Origin of the sequence: Bdellovibrio sp. KM01 (assembly GCF_013752535.1) — a bacterium.
In the GTDB taxonomy this organism is placed as follows: Bacteria; Bdellovibrionota; Bdellovibrionia; order Bdellovibrionales; family Bdellovibrionaceae; genus Bdellovibrio.
The window spans coordinates 1467026-1490630 of sequence record NZ_CP058348.1; the positions used below are offsets into that span (position 1 = coordinate 1467026).

19 protein-coding genes are annotated in these 23605 nt (G+C 44.4%); 6 read left to right on the forward strand and 13 right to left on the reverse strand.

The features are described from left to right. Positions 1-95: 95 nt before the first annotated feature. From HW988_RS07225 to HW988_RS07280, 12 genes are all read right to left on the reverse strand, one after another. Positions 96-1760 carry a methyl-accepting chemotaxis protein gene (locus tag HW988_RS07225; RefSeq protein WP_181606858.1) on the reverse strand — a complete coding sequence of 555 codons (1665 nt, stop codon included), beginning with the start codon at positions 1758-1760 and terminating at the stop codon, positions 96-98. Between the two features lie 215 nt (positions 1761-1975). After that, entirely contained in the window at positions 1976-2623 is a 648-nt protein-coding gene (locus tag HW988_RS07230; RefSeq protein WP_181606859.1) for a hypothetical protein, read from the reverse strand. Positions 2624-2637: 14 nt separating this feature from the next. Further along, positions 2638-4761, reverse strand: coding sequence for a hypothetical protein (locus HW988_RS07235; RefSeq protein ID WP_181606860.1), 2124 nt, complete (start codon positions 4759-4761; stop codon positions 2638-2640). 35 nt (positions 4762-4796) lie between these two features. Next, positions 4797-5549, reverse strand: a complete 753-nt coding sequence (locus tag HW988_RS07240; protein ID WP_181606861.1) for an outer membrane beta-barrel domain-containing protein — start codon at positions 5547-5549, stop codon at positions 4797-4799. 14 nt (positions 5550-5563) lie between these two features. Then, the gene (locus HW988_RS07245) at positions 5564-7018 is read right to left on the reverse strand and encodes an AgmX/PglI C-terminal domain-containing protein (protein ID WP_181606863.1); all 1455 of its coding nucleotides are present in this window, start codon (positions 7016-7018) and stop codon (positions 5564-5566) included. A gap of 25 nt (positions 7019-7043) precedes the next feature. Beyond that, the gene (locus HW988_RS07250; RefSeq protein ID WP_181606864.1) at positions 7044-7292 is read right to left on the reverse strand and encodes a hypothetical protein; all 249 of its coding nucleotides are present in this window, start codon (positions 7290-7292) and stop codon (positions 7044-7046) included. A 14-nt stretch (positions 7293-7306) separates the two neighbouring features. Continuing rightward, positions 7307-11017 carry a tetratricopeptide repeat protein gene (locus tag HW988_RS07255; RefSeq protein ID WP_181606865.1) on the reverse strand — a complete coding sequence of 1237 codons (3711 nt, stop codon included), beginning with the start codon at positions 11015-11017 and terminating at the stop codon, positions 7307-7309. Between the two features lie 4 nt (positions 11018-11021). Further along, positions 11022-11522 (reverse strand): biopolymer transporter ExbD, encoded by a 501-nt coding sequence (locus HW988_RS07260; protein ID WP_181606866.1) that lies wholly within the window; start codon positions 11520-11522, stop codon positions 11022-11024. A gap of 3 nt (positions 11523-11525) precedes the next feature. Then, on the reverse strand, positions 11526-12071 hold the full coding sequence (locus tag HW988_RS07265) for a biopolymer transporter ExbD (protein WP_181606867.1): 546 nt from the start codon (positions 12069-12071) through the stop codon (positions 11526-11528). 55 nt (positions 12072-12126) lie between these two features. Then, complete coding sequence (locus tag HW988_RS07270) at positions 12127-12834, reverse strand: MotA/TolQ/ExbB proton channel family protein (protein ID WP_181606869.1); 708 nt, start codon at positions 12832-12834, stop codon at positions 12127-12129. Continuing rightward, entirely contained in the window at positions 12809-13429 is a 621-nt protein-coding gene (locus HW988_RS07275) for a PilZ domain-containing protein (RefSeq protein ID WP_142699821.1), read from the reverse strand. The genes HW988_RS07270 and HW988_RS07275 overlap by 26 nt, the downstream gene beginning before the upstream one ends. Before the next feature lie 15 nt (positions 13430-13444). Then, on the reverse strand, positions 13445-14485 hold the full coding sequence (locus HW988_RS07280) for a VWA domain-containing protein (RefSeq protein ID WP_181606870.1): 1041 nt from the start codon (positions 14483-14485) through the stop codon (positions 13445-13447). A 1032-nt stretch (positions 14486-15517) separates the two neighbouring features. Here HW988_RS07280 and HW988_RS19065 point away from each other — a divergent pair. Continuing rightward, entirely contained in the window at positions 15518-16519 is a 1002-nt protein-coding gene (locus tag HW988_RS19065) for an HNH endonuclease (RefSeq protein ID WP_220128822.1), read from the forward strand. Positions 16520-16691: 172 nt separating this feature from the next. Here the strand turns inward: HW988_RS19065 and mazG are convergent, their stop codons facing one another. Next, the gene (mazG, locus tag HW988_RS07290) at positions 16692-17516 is read right to left on the reverse strand and encodes a nucleoside triphosphate pyrophosphohydrolase (RefSeq protein WP_181606871.1); all 825 of its coding nucleotides are present in this window, start codon (positions 17514-17516) and stop codon (positions 16692-16694) included. 115 nt (positions 17517-17631) lie between these two features. On the opposite strand from mazG, the gene HW988_RS07295 reads away from it, so the two are divergent. The 5 genes from HW988_RS07295 to HW988_RS07315 all read left to right on the forward strand — a co-directional run bounded on the left by HW988_RS07295 (position 17632) and on the right by HW988_RS07315 (position 23596). Then, positions 17632-20046 carry an HD family phosphohydrolase gene (locus HW988_RS07295; protein WP_181606872.1) on the forward strand — a complete coding sequence of 805 codons (2415 nt, stop codon included), beginning with the start codon at positions 17632-17634 and terminating at the stop codon, positions 20044-20046. A gap of 1 nt (position 20047) precedes the next feature. Next, positions 20048-20494, forward strand: coding sequence for an rRNA maturation RNase YbeY (gene ybeY, locus HW988_RS07300; protein ID WP_142699826.1), 447 nt, complete (start codon positions 20048-20050; stop codon positions 20492-20494). Positions 20495-20559: 65 nt separating this feature from the next. Continuing rightward, positions 20560-21691 (forward strand): peptide chain release factor 2 gene (prfB, locus tag HW988_RS07305; RefSeq protein WP_370468154.1). Its coding sequence is split into 2 segments (ribosomal slippage): positions 20560-20640 and positions 20642-21691, totalling 1131 coding nucleotides; the frame shifts between segments, so codons are not numbered across the junction. 74 nt (positions 21692-21765) lie between these two features. After that, positions 21766-22920, forward strand: coding sequence for an ABC transporter permease (locus tag HW988_RS07310; RefSeq protein ID WP_255490256.1), 1155 nt, complete (start codon positions 21766-21768; stop codon positions 22918-22920). Beyond that, positions 22913-23596, forward strand: a complete 684-nt coding sequence (locus HW988_RS07315) for an ABC transporter ATP-binding protein (protein ID WP_181606873.1) — start codon at positions 22913-22915, stop codon at positions 23594-23596. Before HW988_RS07310 ends, HW988_RS07315 begins: the two co-directional genes overlap by 8 nt. Positions 23597-23605 lie beyond the last annotated feature (9 nt).

Sequence of the window (23605 nt, forward strand, 5' to 3'; positions counted from 1 at the left end):
AAGTCTAGTTTCGCATGCCGAAGTAGATTTAATAAAAAAAGAGATGAAACGGGTGAGGTTTCATCTCTTTTTAAAGTTTATTTTAATTTGAATGACTAAAAGCCGTCAGTTGTTCCTACTTTACGGTCGTCTTCGTCGAAGGGAATCAGATCTGCAGAAGTGGAAGGTTGGGCTTTCGCGGCCGCTTTGGGAGCTGACTTTTTCATTGCGATCACCTTAGCTGACTTTGGCATCGGGGAGCTCTTGACAACTTTCTTGTGTGTCGTTGCTTGCGGTTCGTGATGGAATTCAGTTGTGCCATTTGATTTACCCATCACAACTTCCGTCAATTCGACAGTCAAAGCCTGAGTCGTTGTTGCCAAATTGTTGATTTCGCCACTTGTTGCTGCAATTTCTTCAGCAGAAGCAGCATTCGACTGGGACGATTGATCTAATTGATTCATGGCTTTGCTGATCTGCTGGATGCCTGTTGTTTGCTCGGAGCTTGCTGCCGCGATTTCATTATTTAGATCAGAAACCTTCTTAATTGAGTTCACAATATTCGATAGAACGGCGCCGCTTTGGTCTGCGATTTCGCTACCGTTTTCGATCTGAGAAACGGAGTCTTTGATAAGTGTGGAGATATCTTTGGCAGAAGCTGCACTTCTTTGTGCCAAGGCCCGAACGGCCTCAGCGACGACCGCGAAACCTTTACCTTGCTCACCGGCACGTGCTGCCTCGACGGCAGCGTTTAGTGCCAACAAATTCGTTTGGAAAGCGATATCGTCGATCACAGAGATAATCTCTTCGATTTTTTTAGAAGATTGGGATATTTCTGTCATTGCGGTGATTAAAGTTTTAATATCATTCTCACCAGCTTCAGCTGATTGACGGGAAGTTGATGCCAAGCTTGCGGCTTGTTTTGCATTGTCAGAATTCATTTGCACCATGGAAGTTAATTCTTCCAAAGCTGCTACAGTTTCCTCCAAAGAAGCCGCAGCTTCAGTCGAAGATTGGGAAAGGTTATTGCCGGCGCTGTTCAATTGAACTACAGCCGCAGAAACTTGATGGCTGGATTCAGTCAGACGAGAAGCGACCCCACCGATAGTTTTAGAAAGTCGGATGGCGATGAACATCAGCAAAGAAAAAATGATCAAGCAGGTAGCCGTTGTCGTTGCGACGATGATTGTTGTTGCTTGTGACATTTTTGCTGTAGCAATTTTCGTATCGTTGATAGATTGATTCTCGAAGTATTTTACCGCGGCCGTTGTCATGGCTCTTAGAACTTTGGCATGCTCTTTCACGGGACCATGAAGTAGAACAATAGCTGCCTTATCAGATTCAGGTGTGTTTTTTTCCAACAGCGCGACGGTCTCTTGCATAGCGGCCTTGAAGAGAGGAGCTGCTTTGTCACCAGCATCATCGGTTGCTGCGATTTCTTGTGGGCTTGGAAGTTTGGTATAGTTTGTAAAGGCCTCGAAATACTCTGTGATGGATTTGCGGGCTTCTTCGATGTCTTCCTGGCGTTCTTTGGCGTCGGCGGAATAGATTGCTGCAAGAACCATATAATTGAATTTATTGCGAGCCTGGCGCATTTCACCGACTTCAATCAGATTAGGTGTGGTTTCCGTGTTTGCCTTTTTCAACATGCCACCGATGGTATGGAGGCTGCTGAAAGCAATGACAAAGATGATACTAAAACCGACAAGGGGCAGAAACGCTGCGAAAAGAAGTTTGCCTTTAATGCCGCGGAACCAAGAGCTCGTAGATGCGTCGTTCATAGGAAGTTTCCTGTTTATTCATTTGCTGACGGGGAGCCAGCGATGTTGTTTGTCTTCTTTTCGGCTGACATGTGTAGGGTATAAAGGACTCTTAACAGGTTATATGAGGCTTAGACAAATCTGGACGTAAACAGAAATAAAAAGAGATCAAGCCGGGGGACCTGATCTCTTAATGTTTCTTACGAAACTTTATTTAAATATGAATTAACTCGGAACTACTTCACTTCGGCTAAAGAGTTGTAAGAGTCGCTGATCTTTTGTTGGCGCTCTACTTCCTTAGTCCAGCGATTCACTTCGCCTTTGTATCCTTGCTCTTTGCCTTTCCATTCTTTTTCTTCGGAAGCAAGCTCACGGATTTTTTTGTTCACACTGTCGTATTGCTCTTTCAGAGTGTCACGACGGGACTGCCATACCTTTTTCTCTTCGCCCAATTGGGACAATTGGTTTTGGTAGTCTTGAACGTTGTTTTCGCGTTTCTTTTGGTTTTCTTTGATCTTAGCGATCATCGCTTCCAATTCAGCGATTTTTTGGTTCTCTGCGGTTGTTTTGGATTGTTCGTCTTTGATCAAGCCTTGCAGCTCCATTTCCTGCTTACCCAGCTTTTGCATAGACTTCGTGTTTTCTTCAGCTTGGGCAGCTACTTCTTTTTGCTGACTTTCTACTGAAGATTTAGCCTTGGCAACTTCGTTCAAGTTACCTTCCACTGTTTTTAGATTCTTTTGGTACTCAGACAAATTTGATTTTGAATTGTTCAAGTTTGTTTTTATGCGCTCCAAGCCGTCTTTCGCTGTATTTTGTGCGAATGCAGCAGTGGAGAAGCTTAAAAGTACCGTCATTGTTGTTAATTTAAGAGATGTTTTCATAAGTATTTCCTTCCTTAGTGCTCATTCATGCCAGCAACAGAGTTATCCTGAGGGCATACGTTTTTCAAAGATGAACGGTAGTGACCAACTTCGTCTTCCCAGATTTCACCTTTAAATTTCCAATTGAGGCTCTTTTCTTTTGCTACTTTCAGTTCTGGACGTTCTTTTTCGTTCACTTCGCCACCAGCCATTTGATAGCGGATGTGCTCTCCCGCGCCCGAATATAATTCGTATTGAAGAACGTCATTTTGATCCAGAACGCGGTTCAAGTTGGCAACCATGTTTTTATAGTTGTCTTGAAGGGCTTTACCCGCATCGACGCGAAGCACGTCTTTTTCTTTCTCAATACGTGCGATACCTTGAGTACGCAGGTTTTTGATCGAGGTACGGGCTTTGTTAGCAATGTGGTACTGAATCGAATAGCTCAAAAGTTTTTTATCGGCGTCAATCACAGCAGATGATGGAGCCGCACCGGGCTTCATTTTAGCTTTCGCTGCCGCTAAAGCTTTGTTGGCTTCATTTTTCTTAGTCAGGAAATCTTTTTCCATCTTGATCAAGGTGAAAGAGATCTTGTTGAACTTGGTAATTTCGTCTTCATAGTTATTGATCTGTTTTTGAACAGATACGAAACCAGGGTGACGAGCCAGCTCCACGATGAAGGCACGAGGCAAACCATCAACTTCTTTCAAGTCGGAGTTTTTTGCCCAGTTTTTCACAGTGTCATAGTAGTCCAAAGATTTCTTGTGGGAAGTTTTATACTCTTCCAATTTCTTTTTCCATGGGCCGTATTTGCCACGCATCTCTTCAAGGACTTGAACACCGTCACCATATTGGCAAAGATTCAAGTAGCCCACCGTACGAACCACGAAGGATTCTGGGTTGAAAGCATTTTTAAAGAAGTCCGTGTGCAACGAGAACATGTTACCGGCAGCACCTTCATAGTCCTCAGACAAGATCTGAGTCCAGGCGCTTTCCGTCATAGCTTGCAACCAAAGTGGGCTGGAACGGTCTACCTTCAGGTAAGACTGGAACGCCTCTTTGTACATGCTTTTTTGGAACTGGATACGAGCCATAGTGATCGCACCCACGTTTCTGATTTGAGATTTTTTGTCGTCTTCAGTCGCTTTCAACAATTTCTCGATGTTGATAACAGCTTCGTCAACTTTGTTTTGACGATAATTGAATAGACCTGAAAGCAACAAAGCCTCTGGATACTTTTTGGATTTTTCATCGATGTACATCAATGCGTCTTCCATCAGACCCAGATTACCGATTGAAGAGTAGTACTTCGCACGAGTAATTTGGTACTCATCGTTTTTAGTCACATCGATTTCATATTTAGCAACCAAAGGATCGATCAAAGAGATGTCAGTCAGCTCCAGAACCTTGATTCCTTCAACCAGGGCTTTTGTTGCTCTTTCCTGCCATTCTTTGTTCTTAGTCTCCTGGGAAACTTTGATCATATAAGTTCTGAACTCTGTATTTAGCCCCATGCCTTTTGCCGTCATCGCATAGTTATAAAGAGCTTCCAAACGGTGCTCTTTATCGTCCATCAATTCAGCAAACAGACCCATTGCCAACTCATAGTTCTGTTGGATCTCAAGGAAGATCAAAGCTTGAAGTAATTTATAATCATTTGGACCCATTTCATCCATTTTCTGCAACGTCACTTGTGGTTCCGTCGTCGATGGATCTTTAACTGGGCTCAACATTTTAACATCCGGGATTTTTGTAAATGCCTCGGGAGTTGTTAAAATCTTAGGAGGATTGACCACGGCAGTGTAAGGCGGAACCTTAATCTGCATCGGGTCAATGGAAGGAGATTTTTTGATTTCCTTCACGACCAATTCACGAGAAGCGGGCAGGCGAAGAGGGCTGAGTGGAATCGCTTCCACCTGGCGCTCCATGCCGATATTCAACTCTGGAATGGCTTTGACTTTGAAAGTTTCCGTTTTCCCTTTAACTACTTTCTTTTGATAGATTTCGTAGGTCGGAACCAGACTGGATTTCACGCGCAGATTTGCAGCTGCGGGTGCACCCTGATTTTTTACGTTCAGCGCCTTATGCTGAACTTCCTGTGCGAAAGCGGCACTGCACAGAAAGGGCAGTACCATCATTGCTTTCATTGGCTTTTTCATAAAGACCCCCCGGCCTTGGAAGACGGTAAACTAAATTAATGCCAATAAGTTAAACCGAACATCAACGACGTATCGTTGACCATTTTATCACCCAATACGCGCGGGCTGTTCGCTGTGTATGGTTTTTGCGATTCACTAGCCCATGTGTTGATCAAATCTGCGCGCAAGGCAAAGTGCTCAGAGAAAAAGATCTGCTGGAAAACACCCAGTTTGTAACCGATCGAAGATTTCGCTTCGTTGCCAGTTGATCTTGCAATCTCATAATTTACGTTACCTAGACCTACCGACACACCCATGTCGAAATAGATGATGGCTTTATCCAGAGCAGACATTTTCGCATAGAACGGAACCCAGATCGCAGAAGCGAAATACGATGATTTCAAAATATTGTGATCGGGCATTGCACCGTTCTGAGTATGGAACTGCTCAGTACTGTCATTTTCTGAAAGGTTTGCGTTGTTGTAAGAAACTTCCACGCCCCAACGTTCGTTGAAGAAGTAACCTACGTCAGCACCCATGATCGTACCTTCACTGAAGGCGTCGTTCACTGGGATACCTGCGCGAGCCGTCAAATAAAAGCGCTCTGCTTTTACGTAACGACGATTTTGTACCACGCCAAAGTCTTCGTCCTTAGCGGCCCAGTACTTGTTTTCTAGTTTTTTGATGTCAAGCTTGTCGCTGCCACGTTGTTCTGTTGGTGCAGATGGTGCAGGCGCTGGCTGTTTTGCTGTTTGTGCAAAAGCTTGAGCTGTCATCAAGATGAAAATTAATAGTGATTTCTTAAACATTTCGGTCCCCCGTCCTAGTTGGTACTTTTAAACAAAAATGGATATGTAACTAGCACGCGCGTTCCGCCTTGTGGGGCAGGGAACTTCCATGCGGCTACACGATTCAAAATACAGCCTTCAACAGTTGAGTTTTTCAAAGTTGTATCGCCAATGATCTGTTGTTCAACTTGACCAGTACCACCGATCGTAAATTTAACAGCGACCTTACCGAACAAATCTGGATTCGCACTCAACTGTCTTTCATAACAGTAAAGGATCTGACCTAATTTGGATTTGATATACTGAGCGATGACCTCACGGTCTAAACCACCCGTAATTTCAGATTCCTCTTCGATCAAACCAACACCGGCATTACCAGTGCCACCAGCGGCCATCCCACCCATGCCGGAAGCGTTTTTACCGCCACCTTTACCATTTGTGGAAATCAACACGCCACTGCCGTTACCTGCAGCACCCCAGTCACGACCAGAGCGTTCGATGTTGCCGACAGCTGCCAAGCCACGACCGGATGGACCGGAACCAGCTTTTACACCTTGAGCAAACATAACGTTCGCACTTTTCGCGCCTTGCGCTGAGACCTTACCAATCAATTTAGAAATACGACCGTCAGAGATCGATTTCATCATGTTGGCAAGTTTGCCTCCGCCACCAGCAGCAGGCGTATCGTTTTTCGGAGTAGCGGCAGCCGGAGCTGCTGCAACTTGCTGCTGTTTAGCTGTTTCGGATTTTTTGCGCTTTGGTTTAATCTCTGTTTTAACAATGATCTTTTGCGCGACTTTAGGCTGTTCCGCCGCCATCGAGTGAACATCCGTTTTAGGTCCGAACAAAGCGGCTGTTACAAACAGGGCCGCAGCACCCAGCATCAAGATCACACCTTTTTTGGAGTCTTCGTCCACCAGGGAAGAAGTGCTGAAGCGGCCCATAGCCGCGGCATCGTCCATAGAAAGCGTTCTTTGCGATACTTCGACATCACCCAGCAACTGACGGTGCCAATCCTGAGATGGCACGCAGGCCACTTTGGTGTTGCTGAAATCCGGTTTGAATGCTTTGTTCAAGGGCTGGATTTTAGTCTGTAACACGCGGCCATGTTGTTTTACCATGAACAATTGGAATTTCTTACCAACAGATTCATCACGGCCGGCTTTATCCAGGCGGGTGTATAGATCTACTTCTTTTTTGATTGGATCAAATTGCAATGTGCATTCATCCAAAGTCACAGTCGTGTCTTTGTTCAAGGCGATGGCTGGGGATTGTTTCAATCCGCTGGAGGTAGCCATATCCATATCGACATAGAACCATTGACCGTTACGATATTCAAATACACCTTGAATACCTTTTGTCTTTGGAGAAATGGAAATAATATCCGCAAGGCGGGAAGAACCAAACGTCTGAGTTTCATTCGTTGGTCTTAATTTCCAGGTTTTTGCAGTCCCATCTTTTAGAGACTGACGTACAATCAACGTGAGCATAATACACCTCTAAGTAAAAATAATCTTAGTTATTCAAATACAGCGCTGATTCCCTGATACGGCCGTCCATATCTTTTTGTACGTCATACAACGGCATAAATTTAATACCGCGTTTTTGTACTAGATATGCGCCATCAGGGTTACGAACTGTACCCTTGAGGTTCATGTCACCGAAATTTACTTCCTGGACTTTACGAACTGTTCTTTGCTTAGCAAAGGCAGTCGATGACCCCAGAAGAAGAAAAACTGTCATCAATTGGATGAAAGCTTTCACTTGTACCCTCCATACTACAAGTCTCCCGAAGTTACGTGCTGACCGACTTTGTTTTGATTTTTGATAAATTGAATTTTCTTGCTTAACCATTCACGCAAATCTGCTTGCGCGCTGCTGGCTTTGAATGCCTTTTCATAGGAATCCAACGCTAGCGTGGGGCTTCCTTTGAAAGTCTCAAGGATATGAGCTTGTTCCAGAAGGTAGTCGATATTGTCTTTTTTGTTCGCAGCGATCAAATCTTTGATCATTGCTAGAGCTTTATCGACCTGACCCTTTTGAGCATAAGATTCACTCAAAAGCGTTCCCACGTTTAAAGTATACAACTGATCTTTTTGGAGTGTAGAAAATTTTTCGACAGCGCGAGAGAAATCTCCCTCTGAGAAAGCTTTCACTCCAGCGAAAGTTTCCATTTCTGTCGAAGGCATTTGCATGTTCAAAACCTTCTCAAAATACTGCATCGCGGATTTGATGCCATCTTCTTTATAAGTTAAACGGGCCTTTTGATATACAAAAGGAGACGCTTCAGGTTGAGCCTTCAATGCCGCATCAATTAACCACATCGCTTTGTCGCTATAGCCTTTACCTTCGCTTCCTACGCTCGCATAGAAAAGACCAAGGGCTCTTGTTTCTTTGCTCTTAGCGAGTTCCAAGCCCAGTTTTTCCACGATATCGAACTGTCTAGAACCATAACAATTTCCAGCAACTTCGAACGTGTTTACTTTTGAAATATCACCAGTCATTACAGCAGTTTTGTTACATGTCTTATTGGGACGAATCTCATAACGAGACACTTTACCAATCGTCATGTCCGAAGAAGCCGGCAGGAATACTCCCAGTTTTTCCGGAGCAGGGAATTGAGCAATCGGCGTGATCGTTTTATCAGCGCCAATGCTTGTGTAAGAGCGTGTCGTCGTCGCAGATTGACCAACTGTTGCTGCCAAAGCTTTTAACTTCGCGTCGTTGTCGTTCTTTTTATCCTGGATAGGATTCGTCAGCTTCGCAAGCTCTCCACGCAGTTGTTTTTGGTCATCCGGACTCAAAGAAGCGGGAAGTGGCATAGAAGTTAAGCTATCAATGTAGTTGCCATAGACACGGTCGATACCGCGCAAAGCATCCAACTGTTGATATGGATCTTTGGACATTTTCAAAGCAGTGACATAAGCCGTTTGCGCTTTATCAAGTTTCTCCGTCTTGATTGCCAGAACCGTCGCGAATTTTTCTTCACGAGCTTTTACGCTTTGAGCGATGAATTCTCTTTCCAAAACTGCCGCTTGAATCAGGCGGGCAGCGGCACGAGTTTCAGCAGGGACAGAGCGACCGTTCGCTTTCATTGAAAGATCAAACGCCGCCGTCATTTTACCCGCATCAAGCAAGGCTTGAGCTTTTTCAATCATCGCTTCAGTTGTGTAAGGTTCGATTCCTTTGGCAGAGATTTGATTTAAAAGCTTATCGTACTCCGGGGACTTCTTGTCATTCTTAAATGAATCAAGAAGTTTACCGTAAATACGCTCCGTCGTTTTGCTGTCAGCTGCAGACAGAATTCCCATATAAGAGGCGCGAGCGTCTTTCACGCGTTTTTCCATCAGATAAATATCAGCTGCCGCTTCCAGATATTGGTTGCGACCTTTTTTATCCAGGTCCGCCACTTTTGCCAATGTATCAGCGGCTTTTGCCGTCTGACCGATGTCAGCGTAAGCTTTTGCGGAGTCTTTCAAAGCATCCAGGTTCTTTTTATCGTCTGGATATTTTTGCACGTATTTCAAAGACATCTCAGCGGCATCATAGACTTTGCCTTCAGTATAAAGAATACCGATAGCCTGCCACAACGCATCTTGAGAAAGCTTGGAGTTGTCATGCTCCTTTGCGTAAGCAATCAACTTTTGCGCTGCTTGGTCTTTGTCACCAGTTTTTGCAAACTCCTGAATTTCAGTGAAGTGAGCTTCTTCCTGGATCTTGTTCATGTTTTTCTTACGAGAAGCATCTGTTGTTGAATTCGCGATTTGTTTCGAAAACTCTTTGATACCCACGAAGTCTTTTTTGATGTTAAGCATATCCAAAACCAGGTCTTCTGATTTTCTGCGGATTTCGTCGTTGCCTTTCAACGTCGTCAAAGGCTTCAACCATTTTTCGGCTTCAGGGTAGTTGTTTTCTTCGTAAGCGATGTGACCAATTTTGAATTTAACCGCAATAGCGTATTTCCCAGTCGGGTGTTTCGCGAGATAGTTTGCCGCCAATTCTTTACGCTCAGATTCCTTCAAAGGCTCTGATTTTTTCTCGATAGATTTTTCTTTCGAGAATAGAGCAGCGTAGTTTGCATCATGGCGAAGGATATCATCAGTGGATTTGTCACCCACGATTTTATACTGCGTCGAGGCCTCATCGAATTTACCCAATTGGAAAAGAAGTTCAGCATAAGCAAAACGAGTTTTCAAATCCGGTTTCGCAGGATCCTCGATATCAAGCATCAATTTAAACAGTTGCTGAGTCAGGTTAGAGAACTCAGTGTTTTGTTTGTTCTTAAGCCAGATCTCCCACCATTTTTTCGCCATATCCAGGCTGGTGCGGCGGAAACCTTCATCACATGAAGTGATAACGGCGTCTTTTTTCTGTTCTTTTTTCCAAGACGAATCAGCACGGCAAAGATCCGAAGCAAATTGCATGTGCTTCAAAACCAAATCACGTTTTTTCAACGTCTCATTGGCTTCAACCAGCAAAAGGTGGGATTTAACCACATCGGGACCGGTTGGATGTTTGTCGATGTATTCTTCCAGGAAAACGTTCATTTCTTTTTGACGGCTGTGCGATTCGTAAAGTTTCGCCAGGTTCATCATCGACTCGCCCAACTCTTCAGTTGTCGTGATGTCTTCAAAGAAAGAATAAAGTTTGTTTGCAGGGTAGGAGTCACCAATAAAGATTGTCAAATCGCGCAAAGCCTCTTTGCGAAGATTGTGGCGGTTTGTTGGAACTTCTCCATCTTGAAGTGGAGGATTGTTTTTTACGACCTGCACCAGTTTCTTGATGCCGCATTCGCTATCACGCATGTTATAGCAGGCCCAAGCGGCTTTATACATACCGTAAGAATAAACACGGCTGTTTGGGAATTTTTCAAGTCTTTCAAACTGCTCTAATGCCGCAGCGAATTTACCTTGGTCATAAAGCAATTCACCCAAAGCCAAAGTTCCATCTGGAACCAAAGGTGATTTTGGGAAGTTCGTCAAAAGACGTTGGTAAAGTTCGTTCGAGCCTTTCATTTGACCCACTTGTTGGTGAGCGAAGGCGTTGTTGAACAGAACTTCGTCCATGAAACGGAATCTTGGAAAGTCCGATTCGATTTTTGAGTAGATCTTCATCGCGCGTTTAACTGACTCAGTTCCTTTTTCATTTGGAATCGGGAACGGGGAGAGCTTCATCATTGGATTGTCACGGTTCAAGTCAAAGAAACGACCGGACTTAGAACGGCGCATGTAAAGCTCCGCAAGGCGGTACCATAAGTCCGCCTCGTTTGAAGAGCCTTTTTGTTTTTTGATAACAGCTTGAAGAGAGTCGATCGCTTTATTTTCCGAGCGAGTGATCATCAACTCGGAACGAAGAGCTTTCTTTTCGTTCTCACCTTCATCGTTAGACATACGGACTTCTGGGATCAGTCCTTTTTCATTCTTTTCTGCAAAGCACAACAACGAGAATAAATGTATTGCCAGAATTAGTGTTAGCGTCTGCAGTTTCATAGGGCTATTCTCCGACCATTGTCACCAATTTCAACTGAGGAAAGCCTGCCATAGATGCTGTATACATCACTTTGCGAAGAGTCGCATAAGGAAGGTCTTTGTCAGCCTGTAAAAGAATTTTTCCTTCTTTTACCCACTTTTCCTTTTCGGTTGAATTTTTGGCCATGTGGTCCAGTTTTTCAAACAGAGGTTTAATAAAGTTCGCATCAGTAGACTCAAGGTCCTGGGCCAGGAAGTCTTCATTTCTAACATCTGCAATTTTGTCTTTATCGATTTTTAACGCTTCCTTCGATAATGAAATTTTAACTGCTTCTACGGGATTTGCAGTTGTAGCCGAAGTAGGCAAACGCAAACCGGATTCAGGAAGAATTTCAACTTGCGAAGTTGAATAGGATTGAAGCAAGAATACCAGCAGGATCGTGAACATGTCAGTCATGGAAGTAATGTTCAGTGTGAACGTGGAATTCTTTTTAATATTAGGATCAAAACGACGACGGCGTGACATAGTCTAGCCCTCCATCATGTTCGAGAAGACAACTTCTGGAAACATATATTTGGTTTCGACGGTCTTACCTTGTTTTGTATCGAAAACAGGGAAAGTGACCTTCGTATCATGCGCCTGACGAGCTTCATCCATCACTTTGACGATGTCATTGTAAGGAACTTTCGAATCAGGGCTCAGTTCAATTTTGAAAACTTCCGGGTTGGCCTTTTTCACTTCCACAAGTTTTTGGTGCAGAGATGAAAGGTCAAACTTTCCATCCTTAAGAGGGATAGTTTCCGAGTTTTCCTTACCGGCTTTGTTAACCACGATCGTGAAGCCTTCTTTCAGGTCCACTTCAAGGTTTACCACCGTCGGAGTTTTTTCTTGATCGTTACGTTGAATGGCTTCGGAAACCACTTGAGGCAGTTCCGTTTCAATCACCATCATTTGCACGAATGCGGATGATAACAGTAGTACTGGAACCAGTTTTACCATCACGGCAAGCAGGGGTGCTAAATCCAGCTCGAACTCACTGTTGTGATTGATTTTGATTTTTTTAGCGCGTCTCATATACCCACCCAATAAGAATTAAAGTTCCATCTTGGAAAATGCCCGAAGGCTTCAATTAAGAAGCCTTACCTGGAGCTGATGGAGGAGTTACAGTCGGAGCTGCAACGTGATCAGGGAATACATTTTGACGAGAAAGATTTGGAATGTGTGCGCTTGTCAGCAACTCTGCCAATTTACCGCATTTTTCCATCATCTCTTCCATCAATTCATTTTGACGGGAAGTCAGGATTGAGAAGAACACCATCGCAGGGATCGCAACCGCAAGACCCAGCGCTGTTGTATACATGGATACTGAGATACCTTGCGCCAACAATTGTTGTTTCATCGCAGGGTCAGCAGATGCGACCGCTTGGAACGACAAGATAAGACCGTGGATCGTACCCAAAAGACCCATCAACGTAGCAACGTTGGCTAGCATTGAAAGATAGTGAAGGCGTTTTGTGTACAAAGGTACGTTTTCAGACAAGGCGATATCGTGTGCTTGGAAGATTGTGTCGTCATCACGATCCGCTTTTTCAAGGATCGTTTTGAATGCCGCAGCTAGAGGTTTTTTCTCCAGTTGAGCACAAAGCAACAATGCTTCATCAAGTTTTTTAGCTAATACAAGAGTTTGGACTTTGCCCATGAACTCGTCCACATTCATGCCATACTCTTTGTAAAGCATTTTTGCGCGTTCTGCGACAAGTACTAATGAACCGATACCTGTTAGAAGAATCAACCAGCCTACGACGCCAGATTCATTCATGAACTTTAAGAATGCCATTTGTTTCCCCCTTGGAGCCGCCACCGCGAGCCCATTTAGTTAATTGAACCGAACCAGCTTCTGGCACTTGGAGGAAACGAACAGCATAGTGCAAGCCGGATTTCACGTTAAGTCTTTGTTTCGAATAATTCTTTCGGACGATTTCGCATAGAACATTAAATTCTACAGGATTTACATCCGAACTTCTGAAATGAAGCATAATTTTTTGACCTAAGTAGAGGAGGGGATCGTTCAACAGAACTAAAGCCCCGTTCTCACTTACGGACAAGGTGTGACCATCAAAAAATGAATGATCATTGTGTGCGTAGATAGGAGTTTTCAAATCTCTACGCGGAAATTTTCTTTCAATGAAAGCGCCAGATAAGTGATCCTTCGTTTGGATCAGACGCGCCAAGCGGTCTTTCGAGAATTCTGGAAGCTCGCCAACGAGTGTCCAGTTTTCAAGATGCGGAGCCCAAGCATAGTTATAATCTTGAAGCTCAGCGTTTTGGATCATTGAGATCATGGATCTGTATTCGTAGGGACCGTATTTCATGTCCCCGCGAAGTATGTACCATTGCTCAAGATTTGCTGCTGCAGATTGTTCCCCACCCATTACACAATCCTTTTCTTAGATCTTGATCGATTTCGGATCGAAGTTGATTTTCACGTTAGAGTTCGCGTTCGGTACAGAGCTGCCGTGGAAAGTGATTGTCAAAGTTGCGGCATCATAAGTCCAACCGTTAACGGAGTCTTGTGGAACCACTGTGCCATCAACTGTCACAACGATCGATTCTGGAATCGGTTCGCGAGTCAGTTTGAAAGAGCTCGACAACTGGATGATTGAATCAGAGATCAACTCAAGAGTTGTACCGAAGTTTGAGCACAAGGAACCGTTGATACCACCAGTTTTGTTAGTGATTTCATGGTAACGAGTCGGGAACTTGTCAGTTTTCAATTGGTCGCGGCAAGCTGTGTCTTGGATCGCGATGTTGGAAACAGAATAGTTTCTGCCACCAGCTGTACCACCCGTATAAGTATCCAAGAAGTCGATGTAGTTTTGTACTGGATACAATTTACTGTTCGTGTAGCTTTCGCTGAAAGTGCTTACTGACTGAGAGAAGTCCTCTTCGTCAGATACGATGATGATTGCAAGTGTTGCGTCTGGACGACGGAAGCCAGCGTTGAATGGATCTTGAAGAATCTGTTTGATACTTTCAAAAGCGCGTTCGTCACCGTTACCATTGATGCCTTGTTTTACGTTAGTAATGAAGACATTGCTTAGGTTAGGAGTGTTTTTATCCATAACAAACACACCCGAGTGAGTGGAATCAACACCATCTCTAAGTCTGGCTTTAAGTGAGTTTGAGTTGAATTGTTTTTCCCAAGCATCAGTCGTACCCACAGCCATGTGGAAGTCACTGTTGTTTTGGTTAAAGCGAGAGATGAAGGACTGGAAGTTCGCAGCCAAGTTGTCTTGAGATGTTTTCATGGAACCAGAGTTGTCGATCACCCAAAGGATATCGATTTTCTTTGGAACGTAGACAGCTTCCTGCTTATACGAATCTGAATCAGCGAGGATCGAGTATGTTCCTCCACTTTTTCCGCAACCAGCTAGCATTGTTAGCGCTGAAGCAACTACTACTGATTTGCGAGCGATTTGATTGATCATACGGTTTGCCCTCCTGAGCCCCACCATGTTCGTGATGGATTCAGTTTCGTTTAATTAGTGACAAAACTGAAATTGACCGCAACCTAGTGATTTTATTTTTTTATTCAAAAACGGTTTCAATATGAGACGCGGTAAAGTATTGAAATCATAGATGGTGATCGCGAACACCACGGCAAAAATATTTTTCAGTCGTCAACATTTTGGACGTTTTGCGGGAAATATTTCTTGAGAACTCGGGGTAAGTCTGTGTTTTTTTAGGAAGTTCCTCGAATATGACGAACTTTTTGACGAATTTCACTTACATTTTTTGAGGTGGGTTGCGGGTAACGGCGATGTATTTTTGCTGAAAACGGTCGACCTTGTTTTCACTCGTACGGAATGTGGACGTAAATTTCCGCGGAAGTGGAAAGTCTTTCTGCATGTGTTCAGTTTGTTGATGTGGAGTTTTTGTGTTCTTCGGACAAAGAGTTCGACAGAAATTGGATTTTGTTTTTAGTGTCGAATGGGATCATTATATTTCATTTTGTGGGTTTTATTTTTTTGCAGATTGTGAGATGGAGAACTCACTCACTCACTCACCCTATATACTATTTTTGAAATAATCGATCTTCGTTCTATTCGGTTGTCTGTCAGTAAGTTCTATTTTCAATTTGTAGTCGTCGCTTGAACGTTCTGATGAGTGCGATCTGCATCTTTCTATTTCGTAGCTCTCTTGGCTGTATTTGTTTATGTCTTTATATTTGAAATATTTTTTGTAAGCCGCCGGGGCGGGAGAGGATTAATACCGAAACGGTGTCTACACGATGTCATTGAAAAAGTTGTAACATAAATATTGTTGACGGGATTTTCCTCATTCGAGGATTGGCTTGTTCGTTCGATTTCTTTGTTGAATTTGAAAAACACAAAATGCCTGTTTATCCCTCTAGGAAAGGCTTTTAACGCTTTTTATGGCCGGTTTAAATTTGATCTCAAGGCCACTGTAAAATTCCTCCGAAAAACCCGTGCTATAAGAATCTCATCGAAAGGACTTACATGAACAAACTTTCTAAGATGAATAATGATGAGCTCGAAGCTAGCTTTAAAACATTCGTAAAGAATGAGCGTAAGATTTTGCACATCATTCTTGAGCACGTAAAAGAAATCGATTCCCGCCGATTGTTCCTTGACCGTGGTTTTGATTCTACATTGAGCTATCTGATTCACACGCATGGTTACAGTAAAACTGCCGCTGAAAAAAGGCTGTATGCTGCTCGCTTATTAAGAGACGTACCAGAAATGGCGGGAAAGGTCGAAGAGGGCCGATTGAATCTGTCACAATTGTGCCAGGTCTCAAGCGCTATTAAACAAAAGGAACGGGTTCAGAAAACGGGTGTCTCCATTGAAGAAAAAGCTTCCTTGCTTGCCTTGGTCGATGGCAAGAATTGTTGGGATACGCAGAAGGAGCTTTCATCTGCATTAGATTTACCTTTAAAGCCAACCGATAAGCAGATGGTTCAAAAAGATGAATCGGTTCATTTACAATTAACGCTTTCCAAAGAGCAGTACGAACTGTTGATGAAGTCTCAGCATCTTGGATTTCATTTGCTGCAGCAGAATCATGATCATTCACTTGCGGGCTTGATCGAAATCCTTTGCACCCAATTCATCAGATTGAAAGAGGTGGGTGTGAAAGGAGCAGCTGAAATGAAGGATATTGTCACGAAGAAACAGTATGATGGCTTATCAACTTACAACGAGGGGTTCCGGGATGTTCAGGTAGCGGCGAATCGCAAAAACACCGCAGCGGTGTCTATGGTGAGTCAAAATACAACGCTAACACCAAAAACGCGTCGATTTGTTTTAATGCGTGATCGCTGTTGCCAGTATGTCGATAAAAAGACGGGTTTGATTTGTGAAAGCAAAACCGGTTTGCAGGTTGATCATATTATCCCTCGCTGGGCAGGAGGAGATAATTCGGAAGCAAACTTGCAGGTACTCTGCGGTCAGCATAATCGACTTCGCTATCGACACCAGGCCGGTGTTGTTGTTAGCTAATATTGGATTCTGCGCTTTTATATGGAGCGCAGAGTCCCGGAGAATTTATACTGTAAACGTTAGAGTAGAGATTGCCTTGAATATTGAGGAATGAGAACCGATAAGGGTTGAATTAAGAATAAAGAATTAAGTGATGTGAACGAGAAGCATTTAGAAAATGCTCTCGATAAATCTACTTTTTAAGAGCCGCCTTAGCTTTCAACCAAAACTGCTCTTTCTCTTCGACATTCAAGGCGCCCCAGTCTTTGCCATCTGCCGAAGCGAATTTAACCATCTTATTAAAGCGCTCCTCAAAGCGAGCGTTGCCTTTACGAAGAACCTGCTCGGGTTCCATACCCAAATGGCGGCCCAGCTGCGCTAAAGAGAATAAAACATCCCCGAGCTCGTGCTCGATTTCAGAATCCACGTCATTATCCAAAGCTTCACGCAATTCATCGAATTCTTCTTCGACCTTCAACATCACGCCTTCGACATTTTCCCAGTCGAATTTGTATTTCTCAGTGCGTTTGCCTATTTTATAGGCGCGCTGCAAAGCGGGAAGGGGGGGGACTTTTAATGCGTAATCCGGTGTTGCGCCGCTAACGCCATCACCGCCAATACCAGATTCCTTCTTTTTAATCTCGTCCCAGTTTTTAACGACCTCAGCGGAATCAGCAACCTTCACATCGCCAAACACATGGGGATGGCGGCGCACCAATTTTTCTGCCACATTTTCAATCACGTCAGCCAGAGTAAATGCTCCACGTTCGGAAGCTAATTGTGAGTGAAGAACCACTTGGAAAAGCACATCCCCCAATTCATCTTTCATCTTGCGATCGCGCTGGGCAGGAGCACTCTCAATAGCTTCCACCAATTCAAAAGTTTCCTCGATTGCATACTGGGTCAAAGACTCATGAGTCTGCTCTTTGTCCCAAGGACAGCCGTCGGGGCCGCGAAGACTTGCGACGATCTCGACCAAGGACTCAATATTACGTAATTCAGCAGGAGTTTTTGCCATACAGCGCCTCGACTTTTTGATGGAATCCGCTCTATCTTAGCGCAAACACAGAGTGATTTCGACAATTAAGTTAATTAGCGATACGCTAATCGGGATAAGGACAACAGTCTGTAATATGCCTCAGCGTGGTAAAGGTTCAAAAAAAAATGAGAGTCATGCGACTCGGGTTAATTACGAAGATCACAGTCTAAAGTTTTTGGACTGGGTTGATTCCATTGGCCTCGAAAAAACTTTCTTCGGGCGTGCATTGCATATGCTGGAAGAAAAGCTTTTCGTGCGCAGAGCGGCCTTTATTTTCCTGTACTGTGTTCTTTTGTCTTACACCATCTTTTATCAATTCGATGTGCCTTATAACTTCAATGTCGGGGATGTCGCAAAATACGACGTAACATCTCCTATCGGTTTCGAAATGACCGACGAAGTAACGACAGAAGAAAAGCGCATGAAGGCCGAGTACGCCGTCCCGGTCGTTTATGATTTTGATACGAGTGTTTTCGAAAGAGTCTCCCTGGGGCTGATTCATTCATTCCGCACCATGCGAAACTATCAGCGCGAAGTGGTCTGGCCCAAACAGCCCGCAGCCCAAAGAGCCAAAGTAAAAGAATTTTTCCAATACAAAAAAGAATTTGAATCAGAGCTCGGGGTGAGTGTTTCTGATTTCATGTACGAGTGGCTGATCGATAACAAGTTCAGCGCCCGTATCGAAGCGATCATGATTCGTAATCTGGAAAACTGGTACGAACAAAAAATCGCCGAAGCCCCAGATCGCTTTATCCCCGCAGGGCAGTCCACAGTGGTGGCTCGCGTCGTTCATCGTAATAATCTGGGCCGTGAATTTAATATCTCTCGTGGCGAAATCGTGGATATCCAGGATCCCGATCACTTCACTCTGGAAGATCGCAAAGAGCTGGATCGTTTTCAAGAAGGGGATCGCGCAAATATTCTGTATTTTGCAAGATCGCTTCTGGTACCAAACCTCACGCTGAACAAACAAGAAACAGCCAGCCGCAAACAAGCCTCCCGCGATGCCGTGATTCCAGTGAATATCACGATCAAAAAGAATCAAGTGATCGTGGCTCAGGGCTCCGTCGTCCAGCCTTTCCATATGGCGGTTGTTAAGCAAATCGAAAACATCCGTTCTGATAAACGTAAGGATCTGACGGCGCTCGCAATGGCGTTGATGCTTTCCATGGCCATCATCGTTTTCTTTTCGTACTTAAAACGTTTCAGCCTCAACAGAGTGAAAGTGGACTTCAAAGACCTGATGGTCATGATGCTGATCACTTTCGGCACGATCCTTTTCACCAAAGTCTATCTGTTCGTGATAGACGCGGCCTTCGTTTCAAAACTAGGACATCTTTTGCCGGCAACATTCTTCCTTTATGCAGCTCCGATTGCGGCGGGGCCCATGCTTGTTGGTCTTCTAATTACATCTGGCGAGATCGTTTGGTTGTACACGGCTTTCGTGTCCCTGTGTCTGGGAATCATGGTCGATTACAACTATGCCCTGATGCTTTTCAGTATGATCGGCGGTATCGCCGCCGCCCGGGGCGTGTTTAATTGTAAAACGAGGAATGATATTTACTTTGCCGGGGTCAGAACCGGGGTCGTGAATGCCTTGGTGATCGCCTTCGTTTTAACGATGACTCGTTTTGATCAAGAGGGTGCTTTAAGAGAAATTCTTTTCGCCATTCCAGCAGGTTTCATCGGTGGTATCTTAAGTTCTTTGTGCGCGATGATGTTCATTCCGCTTTTGGAGTCCATCTTCAATTATACGACAGACGTAAAACTCCTGGAGCTTTCAAACCTCAATCATCCTCTTTTAAAAGACATGATCGTAAAAGCACCCGGAACATACCACCATTCCATGATGGTGGGTTCCATGGTGGAGGCTGCAGCCGAGGAAATCGGTGCGAACTCGCTCCTGGGTAAAGTTATGTGCTATTACCACGACATCGGTAAAATGGAGCACGCGAACTACTTTATTGAAAATCAAAAACCAGGCAATAACCCGCACGATCATATCTCGCCATTTATGAGCAAAACACTCCTGATCGCCCACGTAAAAGACGGGGTGGAGATGGGTGTGGCTTATAAGCTGGGTAAGCCTATTATCGACGGTATTATTCAGCATCACGGAACAACGTTGATCTCTTATTTCTATAATAAAGCTTTGGATCTTAAAAAAGAAGAAGACCCAGAAATCAGCGATCAAGACTTCCGTTACCCAGGTCCGAAACCGCAATTTCGTGAGGCCGCCTTGTGTATGTTGGCGGATTCCATCGAGGCGGCGGCAAGATCTTTGGATGAGCCAACTCCAGCGCGCCTGCAAAATATCGTTAGAAATATTGTGCAAAGAAAATTCTCCGACGGGCAGTTGGATGAGTGTAATTTGACCCTGAAAGATATTTCCAAAGTTGAAGCCGCTTTCATTCGCATTCTTTTGGGTATATACCATCAGCGTATTGATTACCCACGCTCTGCCGGTGGCCAGTTGGGTGAATCCACGCCAACGACAAAACAAGGATAGTATGCAGGTTCTGATTATCAATGAGTCGAAACACACGGTGCCTCGCAAGTTCATTCAGGAATGGATGGATCAAGTGGTGGCGGAGCTTAAAAAGCGTAAAGTACTAAACGCTGAAAAAGCCCGTCGTGAATTGACGTTGGTGTTCTTAGATAAAAAACCCGCACAAAAGATCAATAACGAATTCCGTGGGAAAGACTATGCCACGGATGTTTTGTCATTTGACTCGATGGATCCCTCCAGTTTTGGCGAACTTATTTTGTGCCCTGAAGTGCTGAAAAAACAAGCGAAGGAACACAAGCTGACTTTCCAAAAAGAGCTGGGTTACATGCTGTTGCACGGAACACTGCATCTCTTGGGGTACGATCACGAGACGAATGAAAAAGACGCGAAAAAGATGTTCGATCTGCAAGATGCGATCTTTGAGCGTTTGCTGCGTAGCCCCACTTGACACCCTGACATTTAGAAATAACTATAATCGGGTCCAGGATCACTGGATCAGAAGTAGGAATATAAATGTCGATTATTACTGAATCCTCAGACGTTAAAAAACGTATCAACGAACTCGAAAGCTTCGCCAAGGAGCTTCGGGGGTATCTTTGACCTAGATAAAAAGAAAAAGCGCCTTGATGAGCTGGCAATTCAGGCGGAAAACCCCGCATTGTGGGGGAAGCCCGATGAAATGCAAAAGCTCAATAAGGAAAAAAGCCTGCTGGATAAAGCCGTGGGTGAGTTTGATTCTTTTACGAGTCGTTTGAGTGATGCTTCAGTCCTACTGGAAATGGCAGCAGAAGCCACCGATGAGGGCAGTTTTACCGAAGTTAAAACTGAAGTCTCTTCCTTGGAAAAATTAGCTCAAGAATTAGAATTGAAACGAGTTCTTAACGGAGAACTTGATGGCAATAGCACGTACCTTTCCATTAACTCGGGTGCCGGTGGGACCGAGTCTTGCGATTGGGCGGAAATGCTTTTGCGTATGTACACGCGTTACGCGGATAAACACGGTTATAAAACTCAAGTGATCGAGATGACCGAGGGCGAGGGTGCTGGGATTAAATCCTGCACGCTTTTGATTGAAGGCCCGTATGCTTATGGATATTTAAAAGCGGAATCAGGCGTGCATCGTCTGGTGCGAATTTCTCCATTTGATTCGAATGCTCGTCGTCACACATCGTTTTCGTCTGTGTTTGCGTGGGCGGAAGTTGATGACGATATCAATATCGAAATTCGTCCAGAAGATTTGAAAGTAGATACCTATCGCTCCAGCGGCGCCGGTGGTCAGCACGTCAATAAAACGGACTCTGCAGTTCGTATGACCCACATCCCGACGGGTGTGATCGTATCTTGCCAAATTGAACGTTCCCAAGTGCAAAATCGTGAAAAAGCTTTGAAGATGTTGAAAGCAAAACTTTACGAAATTGAACTTGAAAAACGCAATGCCGAAAAAGATGCGATGAACTCCTCTAAAAAAGCCAATGAATGGGGCTCGCAAATTCGTTCTTACGTGATGCACCCTTATCAAATGGTGAAAGATCACCGTACAGATTATGAAACCAATCAGGTCGATGACGTGATGGACGGTGATTTGGATGGCTTTATCATGGCTTACCTAAAAGAACAGGTGAACCAGGAAGTGAAGCCCTCGTGAATAGAAACTCCCTGGTCTGGATTGCCTGGAAATTGCTGAATTCAAAAAGAACCTTGTTCGGGGGGGCTGCTCCCTTGGCATTATTTGGTTTGGTTTTGGGTGTGGCATCTTTGGTTGTGTCCATGGCCGTGATGAGTGGTTTTGAAACGACTTTGCAAAAAGCCATGACCGATGTTTCGGGTTATGTGCAAGTGGTAAAGCGTTCGCGCTTTCCGGATGACTGGCGTGAACTTGAAGAAAAAATCCGTAAAGCCGATCCCAAATTGGTGAGTGCTGCACGCTTTGTTTTCGTAGAAGGCATCATGGCCCACAACGGGCAAATTTCCGGTGTGCTTTTAGAGGGAATCGATAAAGACAGAGTGAACGAAACATTGAATCTGGGAAGCCGGGTGAAAGAGGGCTCTGCTGATTTGTCAGCACCATCCGACGTCCCCCTGGCTTTGATTGGTTCCGGCCTTGCTAAAAAAATGGGTCTTAACATTGGCGATCAATTTCGCGTGGTTTTACCCATTGCAGATTCCTCTGATCCATCAAGCTTTAACAGAAAAGTCGGGACATTTAAGCTGCAAGGTGTGGTGGAGCTAGGAAAATACGAGTGGAATGAACGCTTTATTATGATCGATCTGAAGGTCGCTCAGGATGTGGCTGCCATCGGTGATCGTTATACAGGCTTGATGTTGAAATTTGATGACGCCGCCTATGCTCGCGAGGCGGGCTTTCGCATTAGTACGGCATTGGGCTCGCCGTATTGGGTTCGCGACTGGCGTGATTCGAATGAAAACCTTTTCGATGCAGTGGCGGTCGAAAGACCCGTCATTTTCTTTGTCGTTTCCATCATTATTTTCGTGGCAGCCTTTAATATCTCGTCCTCGTTATTTGTGAATGTGATGCAAAGATTTAAAGACATCGCGATTTTAAAAACCGTGGGTGTCAGTCGTAAAGACGTGATTAAAATTTTCGCGGCCCAAGGACTTATCCTGGGGGCTGCGGGCTTGATCCTGGGTTTTATTTTGGGTTTGATATTGTGCGTACTCTTCAATTGGGCTCAAGGTCGCCTGGGTTTGATCTCCGGCGCGGTTTACCGAGTTGATTCTATCCAAGTTAATATCCGCTTTTTAGATACAATTGCTATTTGTGTCGCAACGATGTTGATTTGTTTTCTGGCGACACTGGCTCCGGCAAAACGTGGGGCTGATCTCAATCCTATGGAAGGACTGCGAAATGAATAATCCAACCAGCCATTTTCTTTCCGTTCGCAATATTCACAAGTCATATCCCAGTGGTAATGGCGAATTAGAAATCCTTCGCGGTGTTAGCATGGACATTCATGGCGGTGAAGCTTTAGCGATCTTAGGTTCGTCCGGAGCGGGGAAAAGTACGCTTTTGCAGATCATGGGAACTCTGGATCGTCCGACGATGGGTGAGGTGACTTTTGAAGGTCGTAATTTGCTCGCGATGAATGATGAAGAGCTTTCAAAGTTTCGTAATGCAGAAATGGGCTTCGTTTTTCAATTCCATCACTTGTTAAGTGAATTCAATGCGGTGGAAAATGTGATGATTCCGTGCCGAGTGGCAGGCGAAGCACCCAAGGCCGCGAAAGAAAAGGCTTTGCATTTGTTAGAGTTCATGGGGCTTGCGGATCGTGCTGAGCACTATCCGAATCAATTATCAGGTGGGGAGCTGCAGCGTGTGGCGATTGCTCGGGCCCTGGTTCGTCACCCTAAAATTCTGTTTGCGGATGAGCCGACGGGGAACTTGGATTCAAATACCAGCGGAAAAATTCAGGAATTGTTTTTCCGCTTGAAAGAAGAAATGAAATTGGCGTTGGTTATCGTGACTCATGATTTGACATTTGCGACACGCTTTCCAAAAGTCTACAGAATGAAAGACGGTCTTTGGGTCTAAAGGAAACGG